Genomic DNA, 15,967 nt, shown 5'->3' on the forward strand with positions numbered 1-15,967 from the left:
ATGCGCCTGCTACTGGTTGAGGATGACGCCGCGTTGGGTGAGGGGATCTGCGATGGCCTGCGCCTGGAGGGCTACACCCTGGACTGGCTGCAGGATGGCCAGAGTGCGTTGCACGCGCTGAGCGTCGAGACCTTCGACGTGCTGGTGCTGGACCTGGGGTTGCCGCGCCTGGATGGGCTGGCGCTGTTGCGGTGCCTGCGCGCCGCGGAAAACGCCATGCCGGTGCTGATCCTCACCGCGCGCGATGGGCTGGAGGATCGTATCGCCGGGCTCGATGCCGGTGCCGACGATTACCTGGTAAAACCCTTCGACCTCAACGAACTCAAGGCCCGCCTGCGCGCTCTGCTACGGCGCAGCGCAGGGCGCGCCCGGGTGCTGATCGAGCATGCCGGCGTGAGCCTCGATCCGGCGACCCAGCAGGTGCGCTACAACGGTCAGCCGGTAGTACTCACGCCCAAGGAGTACCTGTTGCTGCACGAGCTGCTTGCCCAGCCGGGCAAGGTCTTTACCCGCGAGCGCCTGACCCAGTTGCTCTACGGCTGGGACGAGGAGCCTGAGAGCAACACCCTTGAAGTCAACATCTACCAGTTGCGCAAGAAACTGTTCAACGGCTTGATCCGCACGGTCCGCGGTATCGGCTACCTGGTGGAGGGGCGCGCATGAGTTCGTTGCGCCAGCGCACGCTGTGGCGGGTCATGCTGTTGCTGCTGCTCGGCAGCGGTCTGTTGGCGCTGTACAACTACCACGACAGCCGGCATGAAATCACCGAAGTATACGATGCCCATCTGGCGCAGAACGCTCGCCTGCTGCAGGGGGTGATGAGCCTGCCGGTGCAGGAACAGAACCGTCAGGCGCTGTACCAGGCATTCGACGAGGCGCTGAGCCAGGCGGGGCGGCACCGGGTCGGCCACCCTTACGAAAGCAAACTGGCCTTTCAGGTGTGGGACGACCGCGCTACCTTGCTGGTGCGTACCCCCAGCGCGCCCGCATTCGCGGTGCCACCGAGCACGCCGGGGTTTTCCGACATGCTGGTGCAGGGCCAGCGATGGCGTGGTTTTGTGCTGCCGGTGGCGGAGAAGCACTGGCTGATCTGGGTGGGGGAACGCAACGATGTGCGCTACGACCTGATTGACAGGATCGTGCGTCACACCTTGATGCCGTTTCTGCTCGGCAGCCTGGCATTGGCGCTGCTGGTCTGGGTGGCCATCGGCTGGGGGCTGCAGCCGTTGCAGAACATGGCCCAGGTGATCCGTGGCCGTCACGCCGAGTCCCTGGCCCCCCTGCAGCTGGTGCCGTTGCCCAAAGAGCTCGAACCAATGCAGGCGGCGATCAATCGGCTGCTGGCGCAGATCGAGCAATTGCTGCGCCGAGAACACCGTTTCATTGCCGATGCCGCCCACGAGATGCGCACGCCGCTGGCGATCCTGCGCCTGCACGCGCAGAACGCCCAGGCCGCCACCGGCGAGGCGGAGCGCAACAAGGCCCTGGGGTATCTGATCGGCGGTGTCGACCGCCTGACCCGGGTGGTCAACCAGCTGCTGACCCTGGCCCGCCTGGAACCCCGCCTGGCGCAGCGCAACTGGACTGAAGTCGACCTCGCTGTGTTGGTCACCGAGACCCTGGCGGAGCTGACCCCGTGGATTCTCGAACGTGGTCAGGAACCCTCCCTGGAGATCGCCGAAGGGGTCGACTACCGGTTGTACAGCGATGCCGGCGCACTGGGCATTGCCCTGCAGAACCTGGTGACCAACGCGGTGGACCATTCGCCCTCTGGGGGGCGGGTTCGGGTGGGCCTGCGCCGCGAGGAACAGGCATTGGTGCTGGAAGTGCAGGACGAAGGCCCTGGTATCGATCCGGCCGACCTGGAGCGGGTATTCGAGCGTTTCTACAGCAAGGACGCGCCCAATGGCGCCGGTCTGGGGTTGTCGATCGTGAGCACCGTCATCGAGCGCCTGGACGGTAGCGTGCAATTGCACAATGCCTCGCCGCGGGGGTTGTGCGCCACCCTGCGGTTGCCGGCGGCGCAGGCCTGATCAGTGACGCTGGGCGATCTGGATCAGGTTGCCGCAGGTGTCATCGAAGACCGCCACGGTGACCGGGCCCATGTCGGTGGGTGGCTGGGTGAATTGCACGTTCGCCTTGCACAGGCGCTCGTATTCGGCATGGATATCGCGCACCCCGAACGAGGTGGCAGGGATGCCGTCCTGCTTGAGCGCCGCCTTGTAGGCCTTCGCCGCAGGATGGGCATCGGGCTCGAGCAGCAACTCGACGCCATTGGGATCATTGGGGGAGGTGAGGGTGAGCCAGCGGTACTTGCCCATGGGGATGTCGTGCCTGGGCTCGAAGCCCAGGACATGATGGTAGAAGGCATGGGCCTTGGCCTGGTCGTCGACGAGGATGCTGGTGACTACGATCTTCATCAGACTAGCTCCGTTGATTCCTCTCTCTAGCAAAGCACATCCCTGACCATCTGTTGTTCAGGATGTATTCAAACAGTGCGTTCGAAGATGGGCGGTGAAATCGAGAGTTCCTGTTCGTTTTAGACGCAGTGCAATTGTCATTAGGTGTTTGTATCGATGCGTATCCGCAAAACCGAATGACCAGCGGACAGACGGCGCAAATGCCTAATGCGAAAGTGATATCAGATCGCTTGCATGCCTTCAGCGCCGATCTATGCTCAGGACATTCCGTGAGCACAGGAGGCCCGGTCCATGTTCGAGTACCATCGCAAGTCCGACTTGATCGAGATTCAGCGCAGCCGGCAGGCCTTGGCGGGCATGGAGGCGAAGCTGGCAGCGATCAGCCGTTCCATGGCGATGATCGAGTTCGCGCCGGATGGCACGATCCTCGAGGCGAACGAGAACTTCTGCAAGACCATGGGCTACAGCGCCGACGAGATCCGCGGCAAGCACCATCGGCTGTTCTGCGACCCGGCCTACGCCAAGAGCGCCGAGTACCAGCAGCTCTGGCGCGAACTTGGCGAGGGCAAGGCCATCAGCGGTACGTTCGAGCGCCTGGACAAGGCGGGCCGCGAGGTGTGGCTGGAGGCCAGCTACATGCCGGTGATCGATGAACGCCAACAGGTGACCAGCGTGATCAAGGTGGCCTCCGACATCACCCGCCACGTGATCGAGGAGCACGAGAGCGAAAGCCTGCTCAAGGCAATCGGCCGTTCAATGGCAGTGATCGAGTTCACCCCGGCCGGGCGCGTGATCAAGGCCAACCAGAATTTCCTCGATACCATGGGCTATCGCCTTGAGGAGGTGGTGGGGCGCCATCACGGGCTGTTCTGCCTGCCGCACGAGCGCGAGTCGGCCCAGTACCGCGACTTCTGGGCCTCGCTCAACCGTGGCGAGTACCACTCCCATCGCTTTGAACGGGTCAACAAGCAAGGCCAGACCGTGTACCTCGAGGCGTCCTACAACCCCATCTTCGACAACAAGGGCCGCCTGTACAAAGTGGTGAAGTTCGCCAGCGACATTACCCGCCAGGTCAGCACCCAGCAGACTGCCGCCGACGCTGCCCATGCCAGCTCGGTGCAGACCGACGCCTGCGCGCGCAAGGGGACACAGGTGGTGCAGCAGGCGGTCGAGGTGATCGAGCAGATCTCTTGCGAACTCAACGACGCCGCCCGCACCATCGACGCGGTGAGCAAACAGTCCGAGGTGATCGGGCAGATCGTCCTGACCATCCGCGGCATCGCCGACCAGACCAACCTGCTGGCGCTCAATGCCGCCATCGAGGCGGCCCGGGCCGGCGAGCATGGCCGTGGCTTCGCCGTGGTCGCCGATGAGGTGCGCAACCTGGCGGCGCGCACCAGCAAGGCGACCCTGGAGATCGTCGAAGTGGTGCGGCAGAACCATGACCTGTCGTTGACCGCCGTGGCCAGCATGCAGTCAAGTCTGACCCGTACTGGCCTGGGTGTGGAACTGGCCAACGAGGCCGGTACGGTGATCATGGAGATCCAGCAGGGTTCGCGGCACGTGGTGGACGCCATCAGCCAGATCAATTCGACCCTTCAATTGCACTGAGGCTCTGGCGCAGTTCGAGCTCCAGGGTATGCAGGCTCGACCGTAACTGGGCGAGCCGTTGCTCAACCGGCTGCCCCAGGGCTATGGCCTGCTCCAGCGCTTCGCAATCCTGCCTCACGCCCCTGACCTTGAGCATCCGCGCACCGCCCTTGACTCGATGGACTACCGGGGCGAGGGCTTCGGCTGGCGGGTTGGCGCCCAGTGCATGCAATGCCTGGAGGTCTTCGGCACTGCTTTGTGCCAGTTGCTCCAGCAGGCGCTTGACCAGCCGATCGTCGTCCTGGGTGAGGTGACGCAGTTGCGCCAGGTCGAAGCCGCTGGCGCGGGGCGCCTCTGCGGCCCGCGGCAGGCAGGCCTTGAGTGCCTGCAGGCCGATCGGCTTGAACAGGCATTCATCCATGCCGTTGTCCAGGCAGCGCTGGCGTTCCTCGGCCTGGGCATTGGCCGTCACGCCGATGATTCGAACCGCGGGCAGGTTTTCTTCGCGCTCCCGTGCACGAATCTGGCGGGCCAACTCATGGCCGTCCATCACCGGCATGCTGCAATCGGTGATGACCACATCGAAATGGCCGTCCAGCCAGAGCGACAGCGCGGCCATGCCCTGGTCGGCGAGGGTCACCTGGTGACCCAGCGAGCGCAGTTGCTTGTCGAGCAGCAACAGGTTGGCGGGGTAGTCATCCACGACCAGGACTTGCAGCGGGCCAGCACCGGCTTCGATCAAGGCCTTGCCGGCAGGCTCGGTGGCAGGAGGCTCGGCGCCTGGCAGGCGCAGATGCACTTCGACCTGGGTGCCCAGGCCCTCGATGCTGTTCAGGTGCAGCTCGCCCCCCATCAGCTCGCACAGCTCGCGGCTGATCACCAGGCCCAGGCCCGCCCCCTGGCGTGCCTGCCGGCCATCGACCTGGGAAAAACTGGTGAACAGACGTGCCTGATCGCTACTGCTGATCCCCACGCCGCTGTCCTTGATTTGCAGCCTGACCTCAAGCAGGCCGGCATCAATCGGGGCGACAGCCAGCGACACGTCGATCCGGCCCTGGTCAGTGAACTTGATCGCGTTGCTCAGCAGGTTTGACAGCACCTGCTTGAAACGCAGCGGATCGACCAGCAGCCAAGTGGGCGAGGTGGGCAGCAGCGCACCCAGCGCAAGCCCTTTGAGGCGTGCGTTGCCTTCGAAAACCCGCAGGGTCGCACTGATCAGCTCGACCAGATCGCAAGCTACCGGTTGCAGCGTCATGTGGCCGGACTCGATGCGAGAGATGTCGAGCACATCGCCAATCAGGTCGAGCAGGCCAATCGCCGAGCCGTGGGCCGCCTCCAGCGCCTGGCTGTCGCTATGGCCGTGCTGGCTGTCCTCCAGTGCCATCTCGAGCAGGCCGATGACTGCGTTCATCGGTGTGCGGATTTCGTGGCTCATGACTGCCAGGAAGGTGCTTTTCGCCCGGCTGGCCTGCTCGGCATCGTCCTTGGCCTGGCGCAACTGTTCGAGCAATCCGCGGCTGAGTGCCAGTTGTTCCTGCAGGGCGCGTTGGGCCTCGCTACGCTGGTGGATCAGCTTGCGCAGGTAGGTGTTCCAGAACGCCACGCCGGCCAGCAGCAGGGCGGCCAGCACCAGTACTTGCAGCGCCAGGGTGCGGTAGTTGCGCCAGGGGCTGTCGCTGACTGCGGTGTTGGTTCGCCATCGATTGACCCGTTGCTCCAGCTCGTCGGGTGGGATGCTTAGCAAGGCCTTGTCGAGGATTGCCTGCAATTGCGGCTGCGCGGGGCCTGCGGCGAAGGTCGCCAGGGCCGGCTCGTCACCGTGCAGGCCGGCAATGCGCAGGCGGTGCTTGAACACCTGGTTGATGAAATAGCTGGCATTGATGTGCGAGCCAAGGGCGACATCGGCATCGCCGTTGGCCACGGCCTCCATCAGCTGCAGGGGGTTCTCCACCTCGACGGTCCGCAGGTCGCCGTACTGCCGTTCGAGGCCTTCGCGCAAGGGCGATCCCCTCAGCAAGGCCACCCGTAGTCCTCGCAGCGGTTGCTGCGGATCGAGGGGCGCTGCATCCTGGCGGACCACCAGAACCCGCGGGCTGATCATGTAGGGGCGGGTGTAGCGCAGGCGTTGGGCGCGGTGCTCGCCGTAACCGATGGCGCCGATCATGTCCGCCTTGCCCTGGGCGACCTGCTCGATCATGTCCTCGAACGACTCCGACTCGACCACCTTGAAACGCAGGCCGGTGCTCAGGCCGATACGCTCCAGCAGGTTCAGGGCGATACCCCGTGGTTGCTGCTGGGCGTCGGTGAAGCTCAGGGGCGCCAGGGTGGTGTTGATCATCACCGTGATCTGCCGGTGTTTCGCGATCCAGTCGCGCTCCTCCTGGGTCAGGGCATCGAGGCGACGGTCAAGCAGCAGGCTGGTGCCGCCGCCAGCCCAGCGGCGCAGGATGTTCAGTCGTTCGCTGTCGGCGATGCGCCCCAGGGCCAGGTCGACCAGTTGCAGCAGGCGCTGGTTGTCCTGGGTCAGGGCAAAGGCGAAGCTGCTGGCCGGGGCCTTGACGAAATGATCGACCTTGACCGTTTCCTGGAAACCTTTGGCAATTGCATAGTCGGTACTGATGGCGTCACCCAGGTATGCGTCGGCCTGACCCAGGGCCACGGCGGCGACCCCTGCGAGGGTCGAGCGATAGAGGTTCAGCTGGACGCCGGGATAGAGGCGTCGCACCGCCTGCATGGGCAGGTAATGATCCACCATGGCCAGGCGCAGGCCGGCCAGGTCGTCACCGTCGCGCAGGGGCTGGTCCTTGCGCGATACGATAACTGGCAGGTCATCGGCATAGGGCAGACTGAGAGCCAGTTGTGCATCGTTGGCCTCGAAAGCGTTGGAACTGCCCAGCAGATCGATTTCGCCAGCGCGCAGCGCATCCAGGGCCTGCTCGCGGCTTGGATAGCGACGCACTTTGACCGGCACGCCCAACTGCTCGCTGATCAGGCCGGCGTAGTCCGCGCTCAGGCCCTCGTAGTCGGACTGGCTGTTGTTGATGTCGAAGGGGGGATAGTCGGGGCGCGAGCTGCCCAGTACCAGGCCTCCGCGCTCAGCAAGCCACTGTCGGTCGGTTGCCGCCAGCGTCAAGGGAGGCGCCGCGCTCAGGGCGCGGGCCAGCAGATGGCGAGTTTCGCTGTGCGGCTCACCCTGTACGGGCAAAGACGTCAGCGTGGCCAGCAGCAGGCACAGCAGGGCGCCCTTGATCATGATTCAGGCCACGTTGTTGCGTTTGGCCAGGTCGACCATTTCCACCAGTGACTCGACCTTGAGCTTTTCCATGATCCGGCCGCGGTAGGTGCTGATGGTCTTGGCGCTGAGGTTCATCTGCTCGCCGATCAGTTTGTTGCTCTGGCCGGCGCTGAGCCGGCGCAGTACTTCCATTTCACGGTTGGAAAGCAGTGCCAGGCGCTCGGTCTCGCTTTCCAGGGTATTGCTGTTGACCGCCATCTGCGGAAAGGTCGAGTAACCCTTGACCAGGGCTTTGAGGGCGAAGACCAGGGCATCGAGGTCCTCGTCCTTGTTGACGAAGGCCGAGATGCCGGCGTCCATGCAGCGGCGCACGTAGAGGTCGGCGGGCTGGCCGGTCAGGGCCATGATCCGTGGGGGCGGGTCGATCAGCTTGAGGCGCTTGATCACTTCCATGCCGTCGAGGTCGGGCAGGCCGATGTCGAGGATAACCACATCGGCCCTGGTCTGCTCGGCCAGGCGGGCGGCCTCTTTGCCTTTGCCGGTTTCACCCACGACGGTGAAGCGTTCGCGTTCAAGCAGCATGCGTACGGCGAGTCGCACAATGTGGTGGTCATCGACCAACAGCACGGATGTCATTCAGGTCACTCCTGTCAAAGTGCAGCCCGCTTCCTGCGTTGCATTTCAGGCGCGGGCCGCGGACTTGCTGGGCAGCGCGCACCTTACGGACATTCAGGACCCTTGGTAATAGGCGAGTATAGGTGTGTTGAAAATCCCGCAACAAGCTGTAGAAAATTCCTACAAACAAGGTTTGGGTCCAAGCGCTCAGCCGCAGGGGGCGTGCGGCTTGAGCACTCGCTGGGTGGAGGCGGGGTTGTTGCCCAGTACCTTGCCCACACGAGTGGGGCGCATCACCAGTTGGCCGCCGCAGTTCGGGCAGCGGTCATGGAAATGCCGCTCGTTACAGGCACGACAGAAGGTGCACTCGAACGAACAGATCAGCGCATCCGGACTTTCGGGAGGGAGGTCGGTGTCACAGCATTCGCAGTTGGGGCGCAGGTCGAGCATGGGCAGGGTTTCCATCCAGTTGGAAGGCCCAGTGTGCGCCGCCCACGCTCACTCGGCAATCGCTTCACGGGCCGGGGCGGTAGAGATGGGCGTGACCGGCGCGGTACAGGGCCGAGTCGGCGAACGGGGCATCGCCCAGGACATGACCGACGAGGATCAGCGCGGTACGCCGGAAGCCCTTGGCTGCCAGGCGCTCGACGATGTCCGCCAGGGTGCCCTTGACCCAATCCTGGTCTGGCCAGGTGGCACGATGGACCACGGCAATGGGGCAGTCGGCGCCATAGTGGGGCAGCAGTTGCTCGACGATACGCGGCAGGTGGCGTACACCCAGGTGGATGGCCAGGGTGCTGCCATGGCGGGCCAGATCGGCCAGCTGTTCACCGGCGGGCATCGGCGAGTTGTCGCCGTAGCGGGTGAGGATCACCGTCTGCGCCACGTCCGGCAGTGTCAGCTCGCAACCCAGCAGCGCGGCGCTGGCGGCAGTGGCGGTGACTCCGGGGATGATCTGGTAATCGATGCCCGACTCACGCAGGTGGCGGATCTGTTCGCCGATGGCGCCGTACAGGCTAGGGTCGCCGCTGTGCACGCGGGCCACGTCCTGGCCGTTGGCATGGGCCTGGCGCATGGCCTCGATGATCTGCTCCAGGTGCAGCTCGGCGCTGTTGATGACGGTGTGCGCCTGATGCCCCTCGAGCACTGCAGCAGGTACCAGCGAGCCTGCGTAGATGATTACCGGGCACTGTCGGACAAGGCGCTGGCCCTTGACCGTGATCAGCTCGGGATCGCCGGGGCCGGCACCGATGAAATAGACCGTCATGGAGGTTCCTTGCAGGTAAAGAGGCGGATTATCCGCCGATGGCCAGGGCCAGGGTAGCGCCGCCGAGCCTTTGCCTTGGCACATGCAGGCGCGGCGCAACGCCGGTACGGCCGGCCAGGGCCAGGGCTGCGCTTTCGGCGACGCCCCAGCAGCCGGTCTGGGCGTACACCGTTGTCGAGCGCTGACTGAGCAGCGCTTCGTAGGTCGACAAGTGGCTGCTGTCGAAGCAGATGAACGGCAACCCGAGCCGCTCGGCCAGTGCCAGCAGGCCGGGCTCGCGCGCCTTGGGTTCGATGCTGGCGATTGCCTTCAGCGCCGACAGGGGCAGGGCGTGGTTGGTCAGGGTCTGGCGCAGCAGCACCGCGAGCGTTTCGACCGGGCAGCCACGGCGGCAACCAAAGCCGGCATACAACGCCGGCTGGGGAGCAAGGTCGCCCATCAGTGCTGGCTGGAGCGGCGGAACAACCAGGCGCTGAGCAGGCCCAGGGCCACCCAGAACGCGGCGTTGGTCAGCCACGAAGCGATCTTGAACTGGGTCTCCAGCGCCTCGGGGGCCAGGCTTTCATGAACCGCTGGCTGTGGCGCGCCGATCAGGTGCGGGATCACCAGCAGGGCGACGCCGAGCACCTTGAACAGCCAGTGCTGGGCGAACACCAGTAGCGCGAGGCCGGCGGCGGTGGCGGCGGCGGTGCCGATCCACCAGGTCTGGCGCTGGCCAAGGTCGGCGGCGGCGGTGCCAGGCAGTTCCGGTGGCAGGCCCAGGGTCGGCGCCAGGCAGAACACGGCGAAGCCCGCCAGGCCCCAAAGCGCACCAGTGGCCACCCGGCCTGGGGCGCGCAGGCTGTACAGGGCGGCGAGGATCAGGGCGAAGCCGACGGCGACCACCAGGTTGCCGCCGGTGGTGGACAGGATACGCTGCCAGCCATCTTCGGGTGCCCAGGCCTCGGCGCTGTGCTCATGAGGCGCGGCGGCCTCGCCATGTTCATGATGTTCAGCGGCGGGGGCGGCGGTTTCATAGGTTTCCGCCTGGAGAATCAACGGGGCGACCCAGAAGCTTTGCAGGAGGGTCAGCAGCAGGGCGGCGAGCAGGCCGCTGAAACCCGCGGTACGGGCGATGCGCGTGATCATGCGGGTGTACTCAGTGGCAAGGGAAGGCGGCGCTGTGGCGGGTGTCGTGGGCGGCGTTGTGCACCGCCTCGATGTGCGAGAAACCGGCGAAGTACACCAGGCACAGGCCCAGCAGGCTGGCGCCGACCGCGACGATCAGGCGCTGGCTGAGACTGACGGGGGTGGCGATACTGGGTTTGGCGTGGGTGATGGGCATGACGCGTTCCTCTGCTGCTTTTGTTGTGGCAACGGGCAGGCGCGACGCCCCCGGGCACGGCTGGCCCAGGTGATACGACAGCGCCCGCCCACCGCGGGGTGTTCTGCAAGCATGTCAGGCCGGTCTCCGGGCTGGCGAGGTGGAGCGGGGCTCCATCGATCAAGCGCCACCTTCCCATGCCGCACGATGGGCACAGTGGTCTGGACGCTTCTCTCGCTTACCGTTGCGGGGGCAGCACCGGCCTTGTCGCCCTCTTCAAGGAGGCGCGACGCACCGGTTTCCCGTTTCACCCCCGTTGGGGGCACCTGAACGCAATGCGCTAGCAAATCACGGGGCCGGGCCTGCGTCAATCGCCGCGGCGGTTGACCGCCAGGCAGGCACTGCGTAGCCTTGCCGGTTCGAGGTTCCCGGGCGCTGGCCCGGGCTAAGACGGGAACGCGGTACAAGCCGCGGCTGCCCCCGCAACTGTAGGCACTGAAGGGTTCGGCACAGCCACTGCGCACGCGCGGGAAGGCGCCATCCCACCGGCTTTGATGGCCGGCGGTGCAAGCCAGGAGACCTGCCTCGCAACGTTTTCGACTTTCAACCGGGCGGGGTGATCCGGTGGCGAAACAGCCAGGCCGACACGGGCCGTGGCTGTCGTCCTGCATGCCCGCGCCATTGCTGCCAAGGGCATCGCGACATGAAAACACTGGCCAAGCTCCCCGTCACCATCGTTACCGGCTTCCTCGGCTCGGGCAAGACCACCTTGCTGCGCCATATGCTCGACAACGCCCAGGGCCGCCGCATCGCGGTGATCGTCAACGAGTTCGGCGAGCTGGGCATCGATGGCGAGATCCTCAAGCAATGCAGCATCGGCTGCTCCGAGGAAGAGGCCAATGGCCGCGTCTACGAGTTGGCCAATGGCTGCCTGTGCTGCACCGTGCAGGAGGAGTTCTTCCCGGTGATGCGCGAGCTGGTGGCGCGCCGCGGCGACCTCGACCATATCCTTATCGAAACCAGCGGCCTGGCCTTGCCCAAGCCGCTGGTACAGGCCTTCCAGTGGCCGGAAATCCGCAACGCCTGCACGGTCGACGCGGTGATCACCGTGGTCGACAGCCCGGCCGTGGCCGCCGGTACCTTTGCCGCCTACCCGGACCAGGTCGATGCCCAGCGCAAGCTCGACCCTAATCTCGACCATGAGTCGCCGCTGCACGAACTGTTCGCCGACCAACTGGCCAGCGCCGACCTGGTGGTACTGAACAAGGCCGACCTGATCGATGCCGAGGGCCTGGCCAAGGTCCGTGCCGAAGTGGCCGAGGAACTGCCGCCGGCGGTCAAGGTGATCGAGGCCAGCAGCGGCCGCCTGCCACTGGAGGTGCTGCTGGGCGTGGGCGCCGAGTCCGAGGCGCATATCGACGGCCGCCGCACCCACCACGACAGCCATCACGACGGCGATGACCATGACGACCATGACCACGACGCCTTCGACTCGATCTCCATCGACCTGCCCGAGGCTGACGAAAGCCTGCTGCTCGATGCCTTGACGCAACTGGTTACCGAGTTCGGCATCCTGCGCGCCAAGGGCTTCGCCGCCATTCCCGGCAAGCCGATGCGCCTGCTGATCCAGGGCGTGGGCACCCGCTTCGACAAGCATTTCGACCGTGCATGGCGCAGCGAGGAGCCACGGATCACCCGCCTGGTGCTGATCGGCCAGGACCTGGACGCGACCCAGCTGGAAGCGCGCCTGCGCCAGGCCCTGGGCGCCTGACCCATGCACCTGCTGCGGACCCAGCCCGGCGGCTTTGTGCCGGACGACAGCATCGCCGACCTCGGCCAGACCCCCGCCGAACTGGTGATCCTCTGCAGCGGTGATTCACACCTGGCGCTGCTTGCCGAAACCGCCGAGCAGTTGCCGGCGGATTTCCCCAGCGTGCGCCTGGCCAACCCGATGCAGGTGCAGAACCATGCCTCGGTCGACCTGTATGTCGACCAGGTGCTGCGCCATGCCAAGGTGATCCTGGTGTCGCTGCATGGCGGTGTCGGTTACTGGCGCTATGGTGTCGAACAACTGGTCGAGTTGGCGGCCCGTGGCGTACAGCTGATCCTGGTACCCGGCGACGACCGTCCCGACCCGGAGCTGACCGGACTGGGCACGGTGGGCGGTGAACAGGCCGAGCGCCTCTGGCATTTCCTGCGCCAGGGTGGCAAGGCCAATGCACTGAACCTGTTCAACTGCCTGGCCAGCCAGTGGCTGGGGCGCGCCTACCCCTGGGACGAGCCGCAGCCTTTGCCGCGCACGGTGGTCTACCACCCGGCCAAGGCCAGCGCACGGCTCGAGGACTGGTACGCCGAATGGCATCCGGAGTATCCAGTGGCGCCGCTGCTGTTTTATCGCTCCCACCTGCAGGCAGCCAACACCGCCTTCATCGATGTGTTCTGCCAGCGCCTGCAGGCTTGCGGCTTGAATCCCTTACCGATCGCCGTGGCCAGCCTCAAGGAACGCGCGTGCCTGGACCAGGTCGAGGCCTGGCTCGACGAAGTGCAGGCCGAGGTGGTGATCAACACCACAGGTTTTGCCCTGTCCAGCCCCGAACAGCCCAATCTGCGCCCGCTGCGTCGCGACGTGCCGGTGTTGCAGGCGATCTGCGCCCAGGACAACCAGCCCGGCTGGGAGCAAAGCGAGCAGGGCCTCGGCGCCCGCGACCTGGCGATGCACATCGCCTTGCCCGAGCTGGACGGGCGCATCATCACCCGGCCGGTGAGCTTCAAGGACCTGGCCTGGCGCAGTGAGCGCAGCCAGTCCGACGTGGTCTGCTACCGCGCCCACCCCGAACGCATGGATTTCGTCGCTGAACTGGCGCGGCGCTGGGTGACACTGGCGCGCCTGGACAACCAGGAGAAGCGCGTGGCCCTGGTGCTGGCCAACTACCCGACTCGCGACGGGCGCATCGGCAATGGTGTCGGCCTCGACACCCCAGGCGCGGCGTTGAATATCCTCAAGGCCCTGCAGGCGCAGGGTTACCCGGTAGCCGGCCTGCCCGACAGCGGCACCGAGTTGATCCATCAGTTGCTTGGCGGTGTCACCAACGACCTCGATCACCTTGACCAGCGCCCTTGCGCCCAGAGCCTGGCCCTGGCCGACTACCACAGCGCCTTCGCCGCGTTGCCCGAGGCCAACCAGCGCGCCGTGCTGGAGCGCTGGGGGCCGCCCGAGCAGGACCCGATGTTCCGCAGCGGGCGCATGATGGTCGCCGGCTTGCGCTACGGCCTGACCTTCGTCGGCATCCAGCCGGCGCGGGGCTACCAGGTGGACCACAGCGCCGTGTACCACGACCCGGACCTGGTGCCGCCGCACGGCTACCTGGCGTTCCACTTCTGGTTGCGCAACGGCTACGCCGCCGATGCGCTGATCCATGTCGGCAAGCACGGCAATCTGGAATGGCTGCCAGGCAAGGGCGTGGGGCTGTCCGCCGAATGCTGGCCGGACGCGTTGCTCGGGCCGCTGCCCAACATCTATCCATTTATCGTCAACGATCCGGGCGAGGGCGCCCAGGCCAAGCGACGCACCCAGGCGGTGATCATCGACCACCTGATGCCGCCATTGACCCGCGCCGAGACCTACGGCCCGCTGCGCCACCTGGAACAGCTGGCCGACGAGTACTACGAAGCGCAGTTGCTCGATCCACGTCGCGCCAACGAGTTGCAGCGCGACATCCTCGCACTGGTCAAGGCCAACCACATCGACCGCGAACTGCAGCTTGAAGGGCAGTTGGAGGATGCTGCGGTGTGGTTGCCGCGCCTGGATACCTACCTGTGCGACCTCAAGGAGTCGCAGATCCGCGATGGCCTGCATGTGTTCGGCCAGTCGCCCCAGGGGCGCCTGCGCAGCGACACGCTGCTGGCCCTGGTGCGGGTGGCGCGGGGGGATGGCAAGGGCGGCAATGCCAGCCTGATTCGCGTGCTGGCCAAGGCCTTGGCGTTGGGCTTCGATCCGTTGGACTGCGACCTGGGGCAGGCCTGGGACGGGCCGCGCCCGGGCCTGCTGCTGCAACTCGACAACAGCGCATGGCGCACCTGTGGTGATACCCGTGAGCGTCTGGAGTGCCTCGCGCTGACATTGATCGAGCAGGCATTGCAAGGGGCTGCGGCGTTGCCGGATGAAGACGGCTGGGCACCGGTACGCGAGGTGTTGCAGGCGCTGGTCGAACAGATCGCGCCGGACCTGGACGCCTGTGGCGCCGCCGAGATCGACGGCCTGCTGGCCGCGCTGGCCGGGCGTTTCGTCCCGGCCGGGCCCAGTGGCGCGCCCAGCCGTGGCCGCCTGGACGTGTTGCCCACCGGGCGCAACTTCTACACCGTCGATGTGCGCAACCTGCCGACCACCACGGCCTGGCGCCTGGGGTTCGCCTCGGCCAACCTGATCCTCGAGCGCCACCTGCAGGACCACGGCGACCACTTGCGTCAGCTGGGGCTGTCGGTGTGGGGCACGGCGACCATGCGCACCGGTGGCGACGACATCGCCCAGGCCTTGGCGCTGATGGGCGTGCGTCCGGTGTGGGCCACCGGCAGCCAGCGGGTTGACGACTTCGAGATCCTGCCATTGAGCCTGCTAGACCGGCCGCGGGTGGATGTGACGCTGCGGGTGTCGGGTTTCTTCCGTGACGCCTTCGGCAACCTGATCCGCCTGTTCGACGCCGCGGTGCAGGCAGTGGCCGCGCTGGACGAGCCGGACGAGCTGAACCCCCTGGCCGCCCGGGTGCGCGCCGAGCGTGAAGCGTTGCTCGGCGCCGGCATGGCGCTGGAGCAGGCGGCGCGGCAGGCCGGCTGGCGGGTGTTCGGAGCCAAGCCGGGGGCATACGGAGCGGGCGTGCAGAACGCCATCGACGGGCGCCTGTGGCACAGCCGCGACGACCTGGCCGAGGTCTACCTCAACCATGGTGGCTACGCCTACGGCGCCAGCGACGAGGGCACGCCGGCCCGCGCCGCATTCGCCCAGCGCCTGGCGCAGGTACAGGCGGTGCTGCAGAACCAGGACAACCACGAGCATGACCTGCTCGACTCCAACGACTACTACCAGTTCCAGGGCGGCATGCTGGCGGCCGCCGAAACCCTGGCCGGCACCTCGCGGGCCAGTTACCACGGCGATCACAGCCAGGCCGACCGGCCGCGGGTGCGGACCCTGAAGGAAGAACTCAACCGAGTGATCCGTGCCCGCGCGCTCAATCCGAAATGGATCGACGGCGCCAAGCGTCATGGCTATAAAGGTGCATTCGAGCTGGCGGCGACGGTCGACAACCTGTTTGCCTTCGACGCCACCACCCACCTGATCGACGACCATCATTACCAGGGCCTGGCCGACGCCTATGTGCTCGACCCGGCCACCCGTGATTTCATGCGCGAGCACAACCCCGAAGCCCTGCGCGACCTTACCGAGCGCTTGCTGGAAGCCCAGCAGCGCGGGTTGTGGCAGGAGCCGGGCGACTATCGCGAGAGCCTCGAGCAGCAGTTGCTCGCCGGCGAGGAAGACAGCTGAA

General features: G+C 66.1%; 12 protein-coding genes, 2 pseudogenes and 2 riboswitches. Of the genes and pseudogenes, 6 read left to right on the plus strand and 8 right to left on the minus strand.

Annotated features, from left to right (window positions below; all coding sequences use genetic code 11):
- Entirely contained in the window at window positions 1-663 is a 663-nt protein-coding gene (locus tag ACVWY1_RS19035) for a response regulator (RefSeq protein WP_110702192.1), read from the plus strand.
- Entirely contained in the window at window positions 660-2,033 is a 1,374-nt protein-coding gene (locus tag ACVWY1_RS19040) for a sensor histidine kinase (protein WP_457378630.1), read from the plus strand. Before ACVWY1_RS19035 ends, ACVWY1_RS19040 begins: the two co-directional genes overlap by 4 nt.
- On the opposite strand, the gene ACVWY1_RS19045 is transcribed toward ACVWY1_RS19040, so the two are convergent.
- A complete protein-coding gene (locus ACVWY1_RS19045) occupies window positions 2,034-2,420 on the minus strand; it encodes a VOC family protein (protein ID WP_110702188.1) in 387 nt (128 codons plus the stop codon).
- A 357-nt stretch (window positions 2,421-2,777) separates the two neighbouring features.
- Here ACVWY1_RS19045 and ACVWY1_RS19050 point away from each other — a divergent pair.
- Window positions 2,778-3,494, plus strand: a pseudogene (locus ACVWY1_RS19050) (PAS domain-containing protein); the annotation flags it as partial.
- Between the two features lie 117 nt (window positions 3,495-3,611).
- Window positions 3,612-4,031 (plus strand): annotated as a pseudogene (locus ACVWY1_RS19055) (methyl-accepting chemotaxis protein); the annotation flags it as partial.
- Here ACVWY1_RS19055 and ACVWY1_RS19060 read toward each other — a convergent pair.
- From ACVWY1_RS19060 to ACVWY1_RS19090, 7 genes are all read right to left on the minus strand, one after another.
- Window positions 4,006-7,263 carry a transporter substrate-binding domain-containing protein gene (locus ACVWY1_RS19060; RefSeq protein WP_457378631.1) on the minus strand — a complete coding sequence of 1,086 codons (3,258 nt, stop codon included), beginning with the start codon at window positions 7,261-7,263 and terminating at the stop codon, window positions 4,006-4,008. The pseudogene ACVWY1_RS19055 and the gene ACVWY1_RS19060 overlap by 26 nt on opposite strands.
- Before the next feature lie 3 nt (window positions 7,264-7,266).
- Window positions 7,267-7,881 carry a response regulator transcription factor gene (locus ACVWY1_RS19065; RefSeq protein ID WP_102682447.1) on the minus strand — a complete coding sequence of 205 codons (615 nt, stop codon included), beginning with the start codon at window positions 7,879-7,881 and terminating at the stop codon, window positions 7,267-7,269.
- 186 nt (window positions 7,882-8,067) lie between these two features.
- Window positions 8,068-8,310: a DUF1272 domain-containing protein gene (locus tag ACVWY1_RS19070; protein ID WP_102682448.1), complete on the minus strand. Its 243-nt coding sequence runs from the start codon at window positions 8,308-8,310 to the stop codon at window positions 8,068-8,070.
- Window positions 8,311-8,374: 64 nt separating this feature from the next.
- The gene (gene cobM, locus ACVWY1_RS19075) at window positions 8,375-9,127 is read right to left on the minus strand and encodes a precorrin-4 C(11)-methyltransferase (protein WP_110702179.1); all 753 of its coding nucleotides are present in this window, start codon (window positions 9,125-9,127) and stop codon (window positions 8,375-8,377) included.
- Window positions 9,128-9,155: 28 nt separating this feature from the next.
- Window positions 9,156-9,566, minus strand: a complete 411-nt coding sequence (locus ACVWY1_RS19080; RefSeq protein ID WP_457378632.1) for a cobalamin biosynthesis protein — start codon at window positions 9,564-9,566, stop codon at window positions 9,156-9,158.
- Window positions 9,566-10,255 (minus strand): CbtA family protein, encoded by a 690-nt coding sequence (locus tag ACVWY1_RS19085; RefSeq protein ID WP_367858659.1) that lies wholly within the window; start codon window positions 10,253-10,255, stop codon window positions 9,566-9,568. The genes ACVWY1_RS19080 and ACVWY1_RS19085 overlap by 1 nt, the downstream gene beginning before the upstream one ends.
- Before the next feature lie 10 nt (window positions 10,256-10,265).
- Window positions 10,266-10,451, minus strand: coding sequence for a CbtB domain-containing protein (locus tag ACVWY1_RS19090; protein WP_046855330.1), 186 nt, complete (start codon window positions 10,449-10,451; stop codon window positions 10,266-10,268).
- Between the two features lie 100 nt (window positions 10,452-10,551).
- Window positions 10,552-10,774, minus strand: a riboswitch (cobalamin riboswitch).
- Window positions 10,775-10,835: 61 nt separating this feature from the next.
- A riboswitch (cobalamin riboswitch) is annotated at window positions 10,836-11,032 on the plus strand.
- Between the two features lie 101 nt (window positions 11,033-11,133).
- Between ACVWY1_RS19090 and cobW the strand changes: the two genes are divergently transcribed.
- Together cobW and cobN are read left to right on the plus strand one after the other, a co-directional pair.
- Window positions 11,134-12,201, plus strand: a complete 1,068-nt coding sequence (cobW, locus tag ACVWY1_RS19095) for a cobalamin biosynthesis protein CobW (protein WP_046855331.1) — start codon at window positions 11,134-11,136, stop codon at window positions 12,199-12,201.
- A gap of 3 nt (window positions 12,202-12,204) precedes the next feature.
- On the plus strand, window positions 12,205-15,966 hold the full coding sequence (cobN, locus tag ACVWY1_RS19100) for a cobaltochelatase subunit CobN (protein WP_457378633.1): 3,762 nt from the start codon (window positions 12,205-12,207) through the stop codon (window positions 15,964-15,966).
- The last annotated feature ends 1 nt before the right edge of the window (window position 15,967 follow it).

This window comes from Pseudomonas sp. TE6288 (assembly GCF_054062095.1).